This window comes from Nonomuraea sp. NPDC051191 (assembly GCF_044455665.1).
In the GTDB taxonomy this organism is placed as follows: domain Bacteria; phylum Actinomycetota; class Actinomycetes; order Streptosporangiales; family Streptosporangiaceae; genus Nonomuraea.
In genome coordinates, this window is the sequence record NZ_JBITEZ010000006.1 from 434,965 (window position 1) to 450,948 (window position 15,984).

A 15,984-nucleotide genomic window follows, 5' to 3' on the forward strand; every position below is an offset into this window, starting at 1 on the left:
GTGGACAGCGTCACCTCCGGTAGGTATCTTCTCCGGGTCCCGCCCGACCTGTCCGCAGCCGGAACCGGCGCAATCCCACCTCCGAGAGCGGCGCCTCAGGCCGAGTGACCGCGCCTCTCATCCAAGGAAGACGCCTCGTGACCGACATCGTCCCGCTGCGGAAGAACGTGCGTTTTCAACTGCTGTGGGTCGGCAGCGCGGTCTCCGAGCTGGGGTCGGAGCTCACCAGGCTCGCCATGCCACTGCTGGTGCTGGCGCTCACCGGCTCGCCTGGGTTGGCGGGCATCGTCGCCGGAGCCCGTACTGTCGCCTTCCTCGCGGTCCAGATGCCGGCCGGCGTCTGGGTGGACCGGTGGGACCGCCGCCGCACGCTCATCACGGCCCAGGGCCTCCAGGCGGTTGTCTCCGCAGTGCTGACGGCGCTCGTCATCACCGGTCATGTTCAGGTCTGGCAGTTCATCACACTGGCTGTGCTGGACGGGCTGTGCGTCGCGTTCGTCGGCCCCGTCCAAGAGACGGCGATCCGCGGCATCGTCCCCTCGGGCCAACTGCACAGTGCATATGCACAGGAGGAGGCTCGTACACACGCGGCTGGTCTGATCGGCCCTCCGCTCGGCGGCCTGCTGTACGGCCTGGGCCGGGCGGTGCCCTTCGTCGTCGACACCATCACCTTCCTTGCCGCCACGCTCTTCTACGCCCTTGCGAAGGTGCCGCGCCGCCCGGCGGACGAGCCGCCGACCTCTGCCCGAGACGACGGCGAGGAGCAACGGCCGATCCGGCGTAGCATGCGCCGGGAGGCGGCCGAGGCCATCGCCTGGCTGTGGCGCCGCCACGGCCTGCGGGAGGTCACCGCGGCGGTGATGATCCTCAACCTGCTGGGCGGAGCGTTCCTCATCCCGCTGATCGTGCTCGTCGGCGAACGCGGCGGTGACGCGCGCGTCACCGGCACGGTCCTGGCCGGCCTCGGAATCGGCGGACTCACCGGTGCGCTGCTGTCGGGCCGCATCAGCAGGCTCCTGCCGCCCGGCAGACTCCTGCTGGCCGTCGTGACGATCTTCGGCGCCGCGCTGGCGGCCACGGCACTGCCCTGGGGGGCGTGGTGGCCGATGATCCCGCTGGTGTTCATCACCCTGTCGACGCCCTCGCTGAACGTCGTGATGAACGTCGTGGTCGCACGAATGGTGCCGGAAGCGATGCTCGGCCGGATGGGCGCGATCCTGAGCATGGGCGCGATGGCGCTCAAGCCCATCGGGCCCGTACTCGGCGGGACACTGGCCGCGTCACTGGGCGGCGCGGCGGCGCTCGTCGTGCTGGGCGGACTACTCGCCCTGACCGCCGCTGTGGCCGCGCTCAGCCCGGAGCTGCGCCGCTTCACCGGAGAAACCTCCACGACCGAAGACGACACTTCAACCGGTGACAAGGCTCCGCGCGCTCCCGCCTAGTGCCGGCTTGACGACGGTCGCAGCCCTGGGACGGAGCCCGAGCCCCTTGTCCGCGGCCGAGTACGGTGGGCGTGTCGGACGGTTCGGGCCCCGTCGTGCCGGCCAAGCCGTACGACGACACCAGCCAGGTGTGGGTGCTCGGCCATGACCCGATCACCATCCAGAGCTTCACGTACGACTACCGGCCAGAAGCGGTCCCAGCCGTCGCCCTCCGGCTGGGACGGGGTGTCGGTTCAGGAGTCGATGGCCTGGTAGAGCGTCGTCCAGAAGTCGTGGATGAGATGGATCGAGTCGAAGGTGGACATCCCGACCTGGGTGAGCAGGATGCCGGTGAGCCCCTCGGCCGGGTCGGCGTAGGCGGTGGTGCCGGTTCCGCCGTCCCAGCCGAACTGGCCGACGGAGGCGTGGTCGCCGCGGTGGGTGCGCACCGCCATCCCGAAGCCCCATCCGCCGTGCAGCCCCTGGCCGGACGACAGGTGGACGAAGTCCCTGTACATGGCGTCCCGGGCGGCCTGCTGGCCGGGGGTGAGGCGGTTGGTGGTCATGAGCTCGACGGCGGGCCGGGACAGGATCCGTTCGCCGCCGTGCACGCCGTGGTTCAGCAGCATCCGGAAGTAGGCGTGGTAGTCGTCCACGGTGGAGACCAGCCCGCCGCCACCGCCCTGGAAGGCCGGGGGCCGGCTGGTCCTGCCGCCCGCCGCCTCGTCCCAGACCAGGAACTCCCCGGTCCGCGGGTCGGGCCCGTACAGGGGCGGCAGCCGGTCGATCTTGTCGGCGGGCACGTGGAAGGCGGTGTCCTTCATGCCCAGCGGATCGAGGACGCGTTCGCGCAGGAACGCCTCCAGGGACCGGCCCGCGACCCTGGAGACGAGCACGCCGACCACCTCGTTGCTGAGGTCGTACTGCCACCGCTCCCCCGGCTGGTACGACAGCGGCAGCTCGCCGAGCCGGCGCATCCACTCGTCCGGGTGGGGCGCCGGCCCGGACGCCACGCCGTAGTCGGTGCGCTCGAAGATCGCGGCCCTGATCGGGGCGTCCAGCAGCGCGAAGTCCACGCCGAGGCCGAACGTGGAGGTCAGCAGGTCCCGTACGGTGATCGGCCGCCGCGCCGGCACGGTGTCGTCCAGCGGGCCGTCGGGCCGCCTGAGCACCCGCCGGTCGGCCAGTTCGGGCAGCCAGGGGTCCACCGGGTCGTCCAGCCGCAGCCGGCACTCGTCCAGCAGGACCATCGCCGCCGCCATCGTCACCGGCTTGGACACGGAGGCCATCCGGAAGATCGTGTCCCGGCTCATCGGCGGGCCACCGTCGTGCCGCATCGTCCCGATCGCCTCCACGTGCGTCTCCTCGCCCCGGCTGACCAGGGCCACCAGCCCGGGGATGCGCTTGGACTCGACGTGCCGCGCCAGCACCTCGCGCAGCCGGCGGAGCCCCGCCGAGGAGAAGCCGGTGTCGTTCCCAGTCGTCATGATCGGTCGTCCTTCGTCTCGTGATGGTCGTCGTCCGGCACGGCTCGAAGGCGCGATGGCGGGCCATCGGGGGCCATCGGGGGCCTTCGGGACGGCCGTGCGACGAGCCTGGACCCTGACCCAAGGTCAAGGTCAACTCCTGCCGCCGGCGACCTGGCGGACGAGACGTAGGTGATGAATCGCCGCAGACGCGCGCTACTCTCACCTCTGTGAATGCGTACGTCCCGCCCGAGGAGCGCTGAGCCGATGGCGGACGGGCTCACGATCGGTCAGGCGGCGGCGTTCGTCGGCGTCACCGTCAAGACCGTGCGGCACTACCACCGGCTCGGCCTGGTCCCCGAGCCCGACCGGGACGGCTCCGGCTACCGGCGTTACCGGTCGGCCGACCTGCTCCGGCTGGTCCAGGTCCGGACCGTCGCCGCGGCCGGTGTGCCACTGGCCGAGATCGGCGACCTGCTCGACGCCGATCCCGAGCGCTTCGCCGCCGCCCTGGACGACGTCCGTCGCAGGCTGACCGAACGCATCGACGACCTGGTCGCCCGCCGCGACACGCTGCACCGGCTCGCCCACGGCGACCGGGTCCTGCTGCCCGACCGGGCCTGCGCGGTCCTGGACCGGCTGGCCGCCCTCGGCTTCGACGCCGAATACGTGGCCACCCAGCGGGAGGCCCTGGTGCTGGCCAGGGCGCTGATCCCGGCGATCTTCGACAGCTTCCTGACCCGGCTCGAACATTCGCTGGACGACCCCGAGCTCGTCGAGCTGACCAAGCGCGGCCTGGAGGCCAGGGCCTGGGACCCGGACGACCCCCGGATCGAGCACCTGGCCGCTGCCCTGGCCGCCAAGCTGCTGGCCGGACGGACGGCGCACGACATGCCGGAGGGGTTCGGCAGGCAGCCGGACGCCGCCGCCCGCTACGGGCTGGTCAACCACCACGGAGAAGGCCGGGAGCCGTCCATCGCCCGCCTGAACGCCCTGGTCGAAGCGGAACTGCGCGCGGCCGGCGTCGACCTGCCCCACCAGTGACGGCACGGCGCCGCTCGGCTCTATCCCAGGAACTCGCGCAGCGAACGCGGCGGGCGGCCCAGGATGTCGGCCACCGTCGTGGTCGTGGTCGCCCAGCGCCCGTCCCCGAGCTGCGACATCAGGGTGGCCAGGTCGCGGGCGGCGGGAGCGGGCATGCCGCGCCGCTCCAGGTGCGCGGCGGCCTCCTCGACGGGCAGGTCCACGTACCGCACGTCCCGGCCGAACGCCCGGGTGAGCTCGGCGGCGATCTCGTCATGGGTGAGCGCCGCCGGCCCGGTCAACTCGTGGACGGCGTCCGCCCCGACAGGACGGGTGAGCAGCGCCGCCGCGACCGCCGCGATGTCACGCGCGTCGATGTACCCCACCCTGCCGCCGCCGTACGAGCCGAAGATCCGCCCCTCCTCGTCGACGTCGCCCGCGAGGTTCTGCATGAAGCCGACAGGCGCCAGGATCGACCACGGCACCCCGGACGCCTTGAGATGCTCGTCGACCTGTCCGTGCAGCCCGAACCCGAGCAGGCTGCCCGGCGTGACGCCGCGCACGGAGACCGTCACCACCTGGGCCGCCCCCGAGGCCGCCGCGTGGTCGATGACCGCCCGGTGGGCGCGCACGAAGCCGGGCCACTGCGCGCTGTTGAGGAAGAGCCGGTCACCCGGCTCGACCGGGATGCTCTCCGGCCTCTCCAGGTCGCCGACCACGTAGTCGCAGCCCAGCTCCACGCCCTGTTCCGCGCGCCGCACCACGGCCCGCACCGCGCCGCCCAGCTCCTGCGTCAGCGCACGCCCGATCGTGCCCGTCGCGCCCGTCACCACGATCATCACGTACCCCCTGAACGAATGCCGGCTCCCAGTTCTACACTAACCGGAAGGCCATCGTCCACTTAGAGTCAGCCGATGCGCAGCGGCAGGGTTCGGGGACCGCGTACCTGACCGGGCGCCCAGGTGACGGCGTCGGGGTCGGCGAGGGTGAAGGTGGGGATGCGTTGGAGCCAGACGTCGAGTGCGGTGCGGAGTTCCATGCGGGCCAGGTGGGAGCCGACGCAGCGGTGGATGCCGAGTCCGAAGGCGGCGTGGCGGTTGATCTCGCGGTCGATGCGGATGTCGGTGGGGTGGTCGAAGTGGGCGGGGTCGCGGTTGGCGGCGGGGAAGGAGAGCAGGATCCAGTCGTCGGCTTTCATGTCGACGCCGTTCCAGTGCATGTCGTGTTTGACGAGCCGGGCCATGGTGACGGGGGCGTAGGCGCGCAGGAACTCTTCCATGGCGGTGGGGAGCAGGGTGGGTTCGGCGACCAGGCGTTCGCGGTCTGTGGGGGTTTTGGCCAGGTGCCACAGGGAGGCGCCGATGGCGCTCCAGGTGGTGTCGATGCCCGCGATCAGCAGCAGGGCGATCGTCCCGACGACGTGGACGGGGTCCAGCTTCGCGCCGTTGAGCTCGGCGTCGAGCAGGTACGAGGTGAGGTCGTCACGCGGGTCGGCCAGGTGGTCGTGGATCTGCTCCACGAGATAGGCCGACAGTTCGGCGAAGCGTTCCAGCCGCACTTCGGTCGGTTCGTTCACGCTCTCCAGGGCGTTCTCCACGAACCGCCTGAACCGGTCGGCGTCCTCGGGTGGGAAGCCCAGCATGTCGGCGATCACCCGCATCGGGATGTACTGGGCGTACTCGCGGGCCGCGTCCACGACCTCGCGCCCCTCCAGGCCGTCGATCAGCTCGTGGCACAGCGCCCGCGTCGACTCCTCCCGCCTGGCGACCGCCGTCTTGGTGAAGGCGGGCAGCAGCAGCTTGCGGGCGTCGTGGTGGAAGGGCGGGTCGGACGAGATCGGCGGCACCCCGCCCACCGGCGCGAGCTCCCTGGGCGGCTTGACGTTGCCGACGACGACCGCCCGCGAGGAGAACCGCTCGGTGTCGTAGGCGACGGCCGCGACGTCCTCGTAGCGGGTGGGCAGCCAGACCCCGCCGAACCGGTCGGTGTGCGCGATCGGGCAACGTTGCCGCAGGTCGTCCTGGATCGGGTACGGGTCGGCGGCCCACTGGGGGTCGACGTGGGAGAAGTCGGTGGCCCAGTCCGAGACCGGATCGGTGACGATCTCGCTGACGGTGCCGCGCAGCCGGGCCCTGCGCGTCTCTTCCAGCTCCGGGCCGAAACGGTCGTCCACGGTCATCTCGCAGCTCCATCCCTGACGTCGATGAACCGGTCGGAGTCGATCTGAGGCGAATCACGCCCTCAATCGAATTAAAAAAGCATTCATTTGATACGTCAAGACACCCCCAAGGACACCACCGCTTGTGTCTGGCGTCCTCCAACCTGAGAGTTCGGCGCGGTTCCTGACAGTTGACCTGATAGCGAGACCTCAATATGACACGCGCCCCCACCACCTGCACTCAGCCGAAACCGCCGAAGACCTCGATCTGCCCGAGGCGGCGCTGCTCCTGGCCGGCGAAGGCATGCGGCCCTGGCAACCAGCGCAGCCGTCCGGGCATCCCTGCAGCGAGTACGGGACTGACAGTTGATCTTCAGCTCCGCACCGCCACCACCACGGTTTCAAGATCCAGTAGATGTCTTGAGCATCTTCAGCTGCTGGACTTACCGTCGTGGCCATGCGGCAGATCGACGACATGGACGTGCTCAAGGTCATGACCAGCCGGTTCCGGATGAAGCTCTTCAGCCTCCTGTTCCGGATCGGCCCGGTCACGGTGAGCGAGCTCGCCAGGCGGATGGAGGCCGACCCCGGCCAGGTGAGCTATCACCTGCGGCAGATGCAGCCACATGGGTTGATCGAGGACGTGCCGGAGCTCGCCCGGGACAGCCGGGAACGCTGGGTGCGGGCAGCATTGAGCGGGTGGGCCTTGGTGAGGGACTTCGAAGCCCCGGAGGCCAGAGCCGCGCTGCAGGCGTGGACTTCACAGTGGGTGATCGACCAGTTCGAGCGGCTGCGTGACTTCGAACGCACTCATATGACGCTTCCCGAGGACTGGCGCCACGCGTCCTTCGGAAGCAGCCGCCACTTACGGCTCACCAAGGATGAGCTCACGCAGCTCGCCGACCAGCTCAATGCCGTGTTGAAGCCGTGGCGCGAACTGACCCAGGCGCGCGTCGAGTCGAGTGAGCCTCCGCCGGATACCCGCCCGATCTTCATCTTCTACCACGCATTCCCCGAAGAACCCTGAGGGCCTTTCGTGCATCACTTGCAGGAAGAACTCGTCCGCGCGGACTTGGCTGAGCGGCGAGCCGAGGCCGCACACCGGAGATGATCCCGCCGTGCTCGCGCCGGCGTGTTCTTCTACGCCTCCGCGGGCGGTTCGCGGTCACTCTCCGCCGCCTCGCTGATCACCTCGAACCGGCCCCAGGGTGCCGAGGTCGCCAGCCGACCCGCTGACGCCGCGGTGCTCCGGCATGACCAGCCCGAGACAACGACCGTCGTATGCTCCCTGTGCAGGCCGAGGTGAGCGATCTTCGGCCGGATACTGTCAACTTCGATGACGTGAGCGGCGATGCGTCGACGTCCATCGAAGCGACAGTGCCCAGGTCGGGAGCGGGTCTCACTGTCATCTTCGCTGCTTCCAGGCACGCCCGGTGTCCGAGAAGTTCGCCTCCTGGATCGATCGGATGGCAGCGCGCATGCCGACCTTGCGCCGCCGATCGCCTCGGCGGCTGAACACGTTCACAGATGGGCTCGTGCCTAGGAGCCCTGGTCGCCGACCAGGACCGCGAATCCGTCCAGATGGCGGGCCAGGGCGTACTCGAACAAGACGTCCAGATCGGGCGCCGCATCGCCCGAGATCGTCGCCAGGAGGGGGAATCTTCCGTCGGCGAAAAGCTCCTGCCGGCGCGAGCGCTCGGCTTCCGACCAGCGCTGCAAGGTCATGCCCGTGTTCCGCTCGGCCTCGGCCTCGGCTGCCTTGGACAGCCCGACGGTGACGACGAGCGCGTGCAGGGTGAGTGTCTCCTGGAACCGGATGTCCATGGGGAGATGGAGCTCCTCGAGCGCCCGCAGGGTCCACTCGGTGTGGGCCATCATGTTGGGGGCCAGAACGGGCCGGGTGAACGAGACGACCTGGGGCAGCCACACGTGCCGCCGGCAGAGCCGCCATTGCTGACGGGCGACCAGTTCGAGCTTGGCGCGCCACCCCCGCGGTCCGCGCTCGGGCAGATCGAGGTCGCCGAACACGATGTCGGCCATCTCGACCAGCAGTTCCTCCTTCCCGGTGACATACCGGTACAGGGACATCGGCCCGAGCTCCAGCTTGGCCGCGAGCCGGCGCATCGACAGCGCGTGCAGCCCCTCGGTGTCGGCGAGGTCGACGGCGGCGCGGAGGATGCGCGTCCGGAGCATCTCCTGGTCGGCCGATTCGGCCTGTCGCGCGGCCGTGGCGTCGCGGTGCTGCGGGCGAGCGGTCCGCCGGCCGGCCTGGGGGCTGACCACTGTGCCCGAACCGCCCTTCGTCTCGACGAGGCCCTCCTCGCGCAGAGCGGCCGTCACCTTGGTCGCGGTGGCGATCGCGACGCCCCACCGCTGCGCGATGGCCCGGATGGACGGCACTCGGTCGCCGGGGCGGAGATCGCCGCCGTCGATCCAGGAGCGGATCTCCGCGACGATCGCCCGGTAGGGCGGCTCCGGGCGCTGCGTCGATGGCACGTGATCCTCCGGTCCGACGGGGACATGACAGGCCTAGCGTACTAGTTCACTTTGTCGCTTGCACTAGTTCACTTCTGCTCGCAAACGTGTTTCCACGCCCTCGCCGTACCCATACGGTGTACGCATAACGCGAAGATACGCCGTAGTCACGAACGTGGGGGAAGGACGAATGAAGAACAGGGACATCCTCGTGTCAGGGGGCGGCATCGCCGGCGCGGCTCTGGCGTACTGGCTGCGCCGGTACGGATTCCGGCCGACGGTGGTGGAGCGCGCGCCGGCGCCTCGCACGGGCGGTCACGCCATCGACATCCGGGGCACCGCGCGGCAGGTGATCGAACGCATGGGCCTCGTTCCGCAGATCCGCCACGCTCGCATCGGAGCCCGCGGCATGGCCTTCATCGACGAAAGCGGCAAGCGGGTGGCGAGCCTGGGCACCGACGTGTTCGGGCCGTCCGGCGGGCCGGTCGCCGAGTGGGCGCTCCTGCGCACCGACCTGGCCCGGATCCTCCACGACACGATCCGCGACGACGTCGAGTACGTCTTCGACGACGCGATCACCGACGTGCTGCAGGACGAGGACGGCATCACCGTGGCATTCGAGAAGGGGGCCTCCAGGCGGTTCGACCTGCTCGTCGGCGCGGACGGCGTCCGTTCCAGCGTGCGCCGGCTGACGTTCGGCCCCGACGACCGTTACGTCCGCGATCTCGGCTCCTTCATCGCGCTCTTCTCCGTCACGTCCGAGGTGGATCTGGACGGCTGGCAACTCATGTACACCATGCCCGGTGGTGACGGCCGTGCCGGCAGAACAGCGGGCCTGCGTCCGCTGACCGAGCCGGGCAGGGCCCTCGCGGGGTTCTTCTTCCGTGTCCCCGGGCTCGAGTTCGACCGGCGAGACGTCGCCGCGCAGAAGCAAGTCGTCGCGCGCACCTTCGAGCACGCGGGATGGGAGGTCCCCGCCTTCCTGCCGCAGATCTGGGACGCGTCCGACTTCTACTTCGACCGGGTCGAGCAGGTGCAGGTCCGCACCTGGTCGACCCGCCGGACCGTGCTGGTGGGGGACTCCGCCTTCTGCGCCTCTCCCATGTCCGGGATCGGCACCAGCCTCGCCCTGGTCGGCGCCTACGTGCTCGCCGGTGAACTGTTCAAGGCCGGGGGCGACCAGCGGGTGGCCTATGCCGCGTACGAGAGGGGCATGCGCGAGTTCGTCGACCGGGCCCAGCACTTCGCCCGGACCGCCGGCGACGGTGGCCTGATGCCGGACACGCGGGCACAGATGTGGCTGCGGAACCAGTCCGTACGACTCGTGCGCTACCTGCCCAAACGCCTGGTCAGCCGAGGTCTGGAGTCGGTGGCCGACACCGTCGTGCTCGACGACTACGCCGATCCGGCACCCCACCGGTCCAGCAAGCACTGAAGGAGAGCACCATGCGCGTCAGCACCTTCCTGTGGTTCGACGGCCAAGCCGAAGCCGCGGCCACCTCCTACAGCGCACTGTTCGCCGATTCCGGGATCATCGACATCGAGCGCACCGCGGACGGTCGCGTCATGACCGTCGTCTTCCACATGGCCGGTCAGCGTTACATCGCTCACAACGGTGGGTCCCGGTATCCCTTCACCAGGGGCTTGTCGATGTACGTGGAGTGCGACGGCCAGGAGGAGGTGGACACCCTCTGGGCGGGCCTCACCGATGGCGGCGAAGAGGGGCCGGGTGGCTCCCTGGTCGATCGTTTCGGGGTGACCTGGCAGGTCATGCCCACGGCCCTGCGGGAGCTCCTCCAAGGCGCCGAACCGGAGGCCGCCGAACGCGTCCTCACCGCCCTGCACGCCATGACCAAGATCGACATTCAGGCACTGGCCGACGCCCGTGATCGGTGATCAGCGCGTACGGGCAGAGCAAGCGATGCGCACGGACATCCGGCCGGGCCGCTCCCGGCCCGGCCGCGGCCGGGAGCGTGCCGCGTGGACCTTGGCGCTGCTGACGACGCTCTGCGCGCAGCTGACGTTCTCAGCGGTCGCCGTCCCGTTCATCTGGCTGCTCCTGCCGCTGTTGCTGGTGATGTACGGCGCCGGTGTCCTGCTCGTCCGCGAGGCGGTCGCGCGGGCCGGCGGCGGATGGACCAGCCTGGTGGTGCTCGGCCTGGCCTATCAGGTAGCCGAGGACGGACTCGGTCTGCAGGCCCTGACCAGCCCGCACATGTACGGCGCCGCCGACTGGGGCCTGCGCGCCCTCGGCATCAACTGGACCTATTGGGAGTCACAGATCGGCGTCCACGTCGTGCTCAGCGTGCTCCTGCCCGTCGCGATCACCAACCTGCTCTTCCCGCGCCTGCGCGATCAGAGCTATCTGCGCACCGGCGGGTTCATCGTCACCGGCGCCTTGGCCGTAGCCGGTGTGCTCGGGCTGAGAGTCGTCATCTCGGCCACCGAGGACCCCGGCAATCAGACCCCGTGGGGATGGACCGTCGCCTACCTGCTGATGATCGCGCTGCTGGCCTGGCCGGCCCTGCGCGTGCTGCCCCGGCGCCGGTCGCCGGACCGGGTCCGGAGCGACCGGCGGGCCCCACGGCCCGTCGTGGTCGGCATCGTCGCGGGGTATCTGACGATGGCCTTCCTGACCACGCTGCTGCCGCTCGGTCTCGGACAGGACCTGCTGTTCGGCGACATGATGTCGCCGCCACTTCGACTGTTCGCCGGGGCGATGACCGCGATCCCGTTCGGCTGGCTGGTCCTGCGCTGGCGGCGGTCGGGCGACTGGGCCGACCGCCATCGCCTCTGGCTGATCGGAGGCATCCTCGTCTCCCACACGGCGTTCATGATGCCCGCCTCGGCCACCAGTGCCGTCATCGGGCTGATCACCATCTGCCTGGAGGTCGTTCTGCTGTCGGTTCTCGGACGGCATATCCGGCGACCGCAGCCCCGGCGGAAGATCGTCGGGTCGGCGCCACCACGACCGCTGAATGGTAGCTGAGGACGAAAGCCCGCTCTATCTCGGTGCTCCTTGCCTTACTCCTGACCTTTTTTCTCTCCCACCCCCCGGCGCACGCGGCCGAACCCGCGACCGCCAAGTCCGCCGGCCGCAAGTACGCACTCCTGTCGGAGGTCACGGGCAAAGCAGTTGATCTTCGGCTCCATACTGTCAACTTCGATGCCATAGACGCGGGTATTCCGATATCCATCTAACTGACAGTGCCCAGGTCAAACGCAGGCCCTACTGTCATCTTCGCTGCTTCCAGACACCCGCAACGCCCGCTGGTGGGCAGAACGCCTGACCGACTCCAGCCACCTGGCCGGTCCCGAACAGATCACCTCCCGCATCGCATGGTCCGAACGCGAACACGGCTACACCAGTGCCAACCGCCTTGTCTTCGCGACGGCACTGCGCTGACACCGAGCATGCTCCTGATCGCATGGGCCGTGAACGATAGTGGGCGGAATAAGAGTTTCGGCGTTTGAGTGATCCTGCTGGTGGGGGCGGAGGTGAACCGTGGCCCCCACCCTTGACGGGGCCACAGCGGCGCGATCGTGGTCAAGCCTTGATGGGTGCGGCCGCCGCGGCGGCCAGTTCGATCTTCGCGCAGTAGGCCGCACGGGCTTCCGCGTCGATCTGCTTCTCGTGTTCGGGGCGCACCCCGGTCCGGCCGTCGAGGCCCTCGCGCAGGATATCGGCGTGCCCGGCATGCCGGTTGGACTCGCCGAGTACATGGACCAGGACGGCGAACAGGTTCGTGTTGGGACAAGGCTCCGGCCACCACGGCACGTGGCCGGGGGCGTCGAGGGGAAGCTCGTTGATCGTCGCGTCCGAGTGTTCCCACGTGCGCCGGTAGAACCCGACGATCTGATCGCGGGTCTCGTCCTCGGTCGCCCACAGATCGCTGCCGTCGGAGTCCTGCCAGCGGGGCAGCGGTTCCGGGGAAGGGCGGTCGAAGACCTCGCCGAAGTACCTGGCCTCGACGGTGGCCACGTGTTTGACCAGACCGAGGAGGTTGGTCCCGGTCGCTGTCAGAGGTCGGCGGGCGTCGTATTCGGACAAGCCGTCGAGTTTCCAGAGCAGCGCCTTGCGGTCCCGCCGCAGTCTCCCGTGCAGATTGTCCTTCGCGAATGCGTCGATCATGGGTCACGATTCTGTCAGGCTGCGCCGGTGGGCTCAGGTTGCGAGCTGCCTGGCGTCGGCTCCGCCGACCATCGCTCACGGCCACACCGCAGACACGCGTCGAAGCACCGAGTGGCCGTCTCACGCGCGAACTGGCCGGCTGAAGCGCTCAGTCATACATCGGGCGGCAGTTGATCTTCGGCTTCGTACTGTCACCTTCGATGACGCAAACGCTGATGCCTCGATGTCCACCGAACTGACAGTGCTCTTCGCTGCCTCCAGACACCGCCGTTCGGGGTGGGTCAGCGGGTCAGGCGGGTTCTGACGTCCGCGGCGGAGGGGTGGTCGAGGTCTTCCAGGAGGGTGAGGGCCCGGCGCCACTTGTCGGCGGCGGCGTCCGGGAGGGCGGCTGCGTGCAGGGTGTCGCCGAGGCGGGTGAGCGTGTCGGCCTGGTGGTAGCGGTTGCCGGCCTCGTGGAACAGCTCGACCGCGCGCTCGTACCAGGAGACGGCCTCCTCGTGGCGGGCCAGGCGGTGGCAGGCGTAGCCGAGGCTGTCGCACGCGTTGGCCTGGCCCAGGACGTCGCCCAGCCGCCGGTGCAGGTCGAGCGCCTGACGGCAGTGGTCGAGCGCCTGTTCCTGGTCGCCGAGCTGGGCGTGGAACCAGCCGGCCGCGTTGAGCGCGCGGGCCTGGCCGGTCGGGTGGCCGGCCGCGCGGTACAGGGTGAGGGCCCGGGTGGCGTGGTCGAGGGCGTCCCGGTGGTGGCCCTTCCAGCTGTACATCGTGGACAGGTTGCCGTGGACGCGGGCCTGGCCCGTGGGGTCGCCGAGCTCGCCGTACAGGTCGAGCGCGAGCAGGAAATGGGTACGGGCGTCCTTGAAGCGGTCGATCGCGGTGTTGGCCCAGCCGAGGTTGCCGTGGACGCACGCCTGCCCGGACCGGTCGCCGCCGCGCCGCGCGGCGGCCAGCGCGGCGGTCTGGACGGCCAGGTGCTCGTGCCGCATGCCGCGCCGGTCGAGGAAGTCGGCCAGGGTCCAGGCGAGCTGCCAGGCGTGGGTGTCGAACCCCTGGGCGGCGGCCAGGTTGACCGCGGCGACGAGCACGGCGCACTCGGCCGCGAACCAGGCCGACGCCGCCTCCCGGTCCACCGGCCCCCCTTCCGGAAGAACCGACCCCCCTTCCGGAAGAACCGACCCCCCTTCCGGAAGAGCCGACCGCCCGTCCGGAAGAACCGACCGCCCTTCGGGAAGAGCCGACCGCCCGTCCGGAAGAACCGACCGCCCTTCGGGAAGAGCCGACCGCCTGGGGTCGGGCTCGGCGGGGATGAGGGGGATCGGGTCGCGGTGGGGGTTCAGGAGGATCGCCGCGGCGTGGGCGGCGTGCAGGTAGTGGTCGAGGAGCCGGCGCGTGGCGGCCCGGCGTTCGGCCTCGGGGGTGAGCGCCTGGACCAGCTCGACGGCGTGGGCGCGCAGCAGGTCGTGGAAGCTGTAGCGGCCGGGGGCGTGCTGGCTGAGGAGGTGGGCGCGGCACAGCTCGGCCAGCAGCGGACGCGTCCGCGCGACCGGCAGGCCCGCGAGCCGGGCCGCGGCGGGCAGGCCGAGGTCGGGCCCCGGATGCAGGCCGAGCAGCCGGAACAGCCGCCCGGCCTCGGCGCCGAGCCCCTGGTGGGACCACGAGAGGACGAGGCGGACCTGCGTGCCGGGGCCGTCGGCGTCGAAGGCGTCCAGGTTGTCGTGGACGACCGGCAGCTCCCCGGCGATGGCCGACAGCGGGAAGCCGGGGTGGCCGGCCGCGCGGGCCGCGATGACGGCCAGCGCCAGCGGCAGCCGCGCGCACCGGTCGATGATCTCGGCCGTGGCGCCGGGTTCGGCGGCCACCCGTTCGCCGCCCAGCCGACGGCTCAGCAGCTCCCGCGCCTCGGGCACGGACAGCAGGTCGAGGCGGAGCGGGTGGGCGCCCTCGGCGGCGATCAGGCCGGGGAGCTGGTCGCGGCTGGTCACCAGCACCAGGCAGCCGGGCGCGCCGGGCAGCAGCGGCCGTACCTGGTCGGCGTCGCGGGCGTTGTCCAGCACGATCAGCATCCGGCGCCCGGCCAGCAGGCTGCGGTAGAGCCCCGTCCACGCCTCCGGGGTGGACGGGACGCGGTTCGCCGGCGCTCCCAGGGCGTCGGCGAAGACGCGCATGGCCTCGACCGGCGTCGTCGGCCGGCCGCTCTGGTCGTAGCCGCGCAGGTTCACGTAGAGCTGGCCGTCGGGGAACCGGTCGCGTACGCGGTGGGCCCAGTGGACGGCGAGCGCGGTCTTGCCCACGCCCGCGGTGCCCGTCACGGCGGCGATGACCACGGCGTCCGGCTGCTCACCCGCCGCGGCGAGCAGGGAGTCCAGGCGGGCGAGTTCGGCGGCGCGGCCGGCGAAGCCGTACACGCCGGGGGGCAGCATCGCCGCGACGTACCCGGACACCTGCGCGGCGGGCACGGGGGGCACGGGAGGCACGGGAGGCACGGCCTCGGTCTGGGAACGCAGCAGCAGGTCGTGCAGACGCCGCAGGTCGGCGCCGGGGTCGAGCCCCAGCTCGTCGGCCAGGCGTTGCTGCAGGGCGCGGTAGGCGTCGAGGGCGTCGGCCAGCCTGCCCGCGCCGTGCAGCGCCCTCATCAGCAGCTCGACCAGGGACTCCCGGAAGGGATGCCGCTCCACCAGCTCCAGGGCCTCGGCGATGACTTCGTGGTGGCGGCCCAGCGACAGCTCCAGCGTCAGGCATTCCTCCACGGCGGCGAGCCGGCGTTCCTGCCAGATCCTGGCCGCGCCCTCGAAGGCCCGGCCGCGTACGCCGGCCAGGAAGGGGCCGCGCCACAGCGACAACGCCTCCCGGTATCCGGCGACGGCCGCCGCCGTGTCGGCGCGCGCGGTCTGCCGGGCCGCCGCGGTCAGGCTCTCGAAGGTGCGGGCGTCCAGGCCGCGCTCGCCGGGACGTAACAGGTACCCGGCGCGCTGGGTGGTGATCAGGCCGGGGGCGGCGCCGGCGTCGGCCAGGGTCCGGCGCAGCCGCGTCACCAGGTCCTGGATCTGCCGCCGGGCGGAGGCGGGCGGTTCCTCCCACACGACGTCCACGAGCTGGTCGACGGTGACGACCCGGTCGGCGTCGAGCAGCAGCGCGGCGAGCGTCCTCTCCTGCCGCGGCCCGTGCAGCGCCAGGGGGCGTCCGGCCACCCTGACGTCCATCGGTCCCAGCAGGCCGAACCAGGTCGTGGCCATCGTGTTCCCCCTTGTCCCGGGCCCCGTCAGCTTAGAGATCGCGGCTGTCCGGCAGCGAGGACGCGGCGAGGATCCGACG

General features: G+C 70.8%; 12 protein-coding genes. 6 read left to right on the forward strand and 6 right to left on the reverse strand.

The genetic code is table 11. The features are described from left to right. Positions 1–137 precede the first annotated feature (137 nt). A complete protein-coding gene (locus ACIA8R_RS19985; RefSeq protein WP_397039651.1) occupies positions 138–1,442 on the forward strand; it encodes an MFS transporter in 1,305 nt (434 codons plus the stop codon). A 233-nt stretch (positions 1,443–1,675) separates the two neighbouring features. Here ACIA8R_RS19985 and ACIA8R_RS19990 read toward each other — a convergent pair whose 3' ends face one another. Continuing rightward, positions 1,676–2,908 (reverse strand): serine hydrolase domain-containing protein, encoded by a 1,233-nt coding sequence (locus ACIA8R_RS19990; protein ID WP_364088056.1) that lies wholly within the window; start codon positions 2,906–2,908, stop codon positions 1,676–1,678. A 246-nt stretch (positions 2,909–3,154) separates the two neighbouring features. Between ACIA8R_RS19990 and ACIA8R_RS19995 the strand changes: the two genes are divergently transcribed. Then, positions 3,155–3,931, forward strand: a complete 777-nt coding sequence (locus tag ACIA8R_RS19995) for a MerR family transcriptional regulator (protein WP_397039653.1) — start codon at positions 3,155–3,157, stop codon at positions 3,929–3,931. A gap of 20 nt (positions 3,932–3,951) precedes the next feature. On the opposite strand, the gene ACIA8R_RS20000 is transcribed toward ACIA8R_RS19995, so the two are convergent. Further along, on the reverse strand, positions 3,952–4,749 hold the full coding sequence (locus ACIA8R_RS20000; RefSeq protein ID WP_397039654.1) for an NAD(P)H-binding protein: 798 nt from the start codon (positions 4,747–4,749) through the stop codon (positions 3,952–3,954). 68 nt (positions 4,750–4,817) lie between these two features. Continuing rightward, positions 4,818–6,089 carry a cytochrome P450 gene (locus ACIA8R_RS20005; protein ID WP_397039656.1) on the reverse strand — a complete coding sequence of 424 codons (1,272 nt, stop codon included), beginning with the start codon at positions 6,087–6,089 and terminating at the stop codon, positions 4,818–4,820. A 436-nt stretch (positions 6,090–6,525) separates the two neighbouring features. Here ACIA8R_RS20005 and ACIA8R_RS20010 point away from each other — a divergent pair, with 436 nt between their 5' ends. After that, positions 6,526–7,095: a helix-turn-helix domain-containing protein gene (locus ACIA8R_RS20010; protein ID WP_364103623.1), complete on the forward strand. Its 570-nt coding sequence runs from the start codon at positions 6,526–6,528 to the stop codon at positions 7,093–7,095. Positions 7,096–7,607: 512 nt separating this feature from the next. Here ACIA8R_RS20010 and ACIA8R_RS20015 read toward each other — a convergent pair. After that, positions 7,608–8,564: a GntR family transcriptional regulator gene (locus tag ACIA8R_RS20015; RefSeq protein WP_397039657.1), complete on the reverse strand. Its 957-nt coding sequence runs from the start codon at positions 8,562–8,564 to the stop codon at positions 7,608–7,610. A 169-nt stretch (positions 8,565–8,733) separates the two neighbouring features. Between ACIA8R_RS20015 and ACIA8R_RS20020 the strand changes: the two genes are divergently transcribed. The 3 genes from ACIA8R_RS20020 to ACIA8R_RS20030 are packed head-to-tail and all read left to right on the forward strand — an operon-like array spanning position 8,734 to position 11,532. After that, entirely contained in the window at positions 8,734–9,978 is a 1,245-nt protein-coding gene (locus ACIA8R_RS20020) for an FAD-dependent monooxygenase (protein WP_397039659.1), read from the forward strand. Between the two features lie 11 nt (positions 9,979–9,989). Further along, complete coding sequence (locus ACIA8R_RS20025) at positions 9,990–10,439, forward strand: VOC family protein (RefSeq protein WP_397039660.1); 450 nt, start codon at positions 9,990–9,992, stop codon at positions 10,437–10,439. Between the two features lie 25 nt (positions 10,440–10,464). Beyond that, complete coding sequence (locus ACIA8R_RS20030) at positions 10,465–11,532, forward strand: hypothetical protein (protein WP_397039662.1); 1,068 nt, start codon at positions 10,465–10,467, stop codon at positions 11,530–11,532. 558 nt (positions 11,533–12,090) lie between these two features. Here the strand turns inward: ACIA8R_RS20030 and ACIA8R_RS20035 are convergent. Then, positions 12,091–12,675 (reverse strand): DinB family protein, encoded by a 585-nt coding sequence (locus tag ACIA8R_RS20035; protein ID WP_397039663.1) that lies wholly within the window; start codon positions 12,673–12,675, stop codon positions 12,091–12,093. Between the two features lie 281 nt (positions 12,676–12,956). Beyond that, a complete protein-coding gene (locus ACIA8R_RS20040) occupies positions 12,957–15,905 on the reverse strand; it encodes an AfsR/SARP family transcriptional regulator (RefSeq protein ID WP_397039665.1) in 2,949 nt (982 codons plus the stop codon). Positions 15,906–15,984 lie beyond the last annotated feature (79 nt).

Coding starts and splice junctions, on each gene's coding strand:
- ACIA8R_RS19990 (WP_364088056.1), bottom strand. CDS start 2,908: ATGACGACTGGGAACGACACCGGCTTCTCCTCGGCGGGGCTCCGCCGG.
- ACIA8R_RS19995 (WP_397039653.1), top strand. CDS start 3,155: ATGGCGGACGGGCTCACGATCGGTCAGGCGGCGGCGTTCGTCGGCGTC.
- ACIA8R_RS20000 (WP_397039654.1), bottom strand. CDS start 4,749: ATGATCGTGGTGACGGGCGCGACGGGCACGATCGGGCGTGCGCTGACG.
- ACIA8R_RS20005 (WP_397039656.1), bottom strand. CDS start 6,089: ATGACCGTGGACGACCGTTTCGGCCCGGAGCTGGAAGAGACGCGCAGG.
- ACIA8R_RS20010 (WP_364103623.1), top strand. CDS start 6,526: ATGCGGCAGATCGACGACATGGACGTGCTCAAGGTCATGACCAGCCGG.
- ACIA8R_RS20020 (WP_397039659.1), top strand. CDS start 8,734: ATGAAGAACAGGGACATCCTCGTGTCAGGGGGCGGCATCGCCGGCGCG.
- ACIA8R_RS20025 (WP_397039660.1), top strand. CDS start 9,990: ATGCGCGTCAGCACCTTCCTGTGGTTCGACGGCCAAGCCGAAGCCGCG.
- ACIA8R_RS20030 (WP_397039662.1), top strand. CDS start 10,465: ATGCGCACGGACATCCGGCCGGGCCGCTCCCGGCCCGGCCGCGGCCGG.
- ACIA8R_RS20035 (WP_397039663.1), bottom strand. CDS start 12,675: ATGATCGACGCATTCGCGAAGGACAATCTGCACGGGAGACTGCGGCGG.
- ACIA8R_RS20040 (WP_397039665.1), bottom strand. CDS start 15,905: ATGGCCACGACCTGGTTCGGCCTGCTGGGACCGATGGACGTCAGGGTG.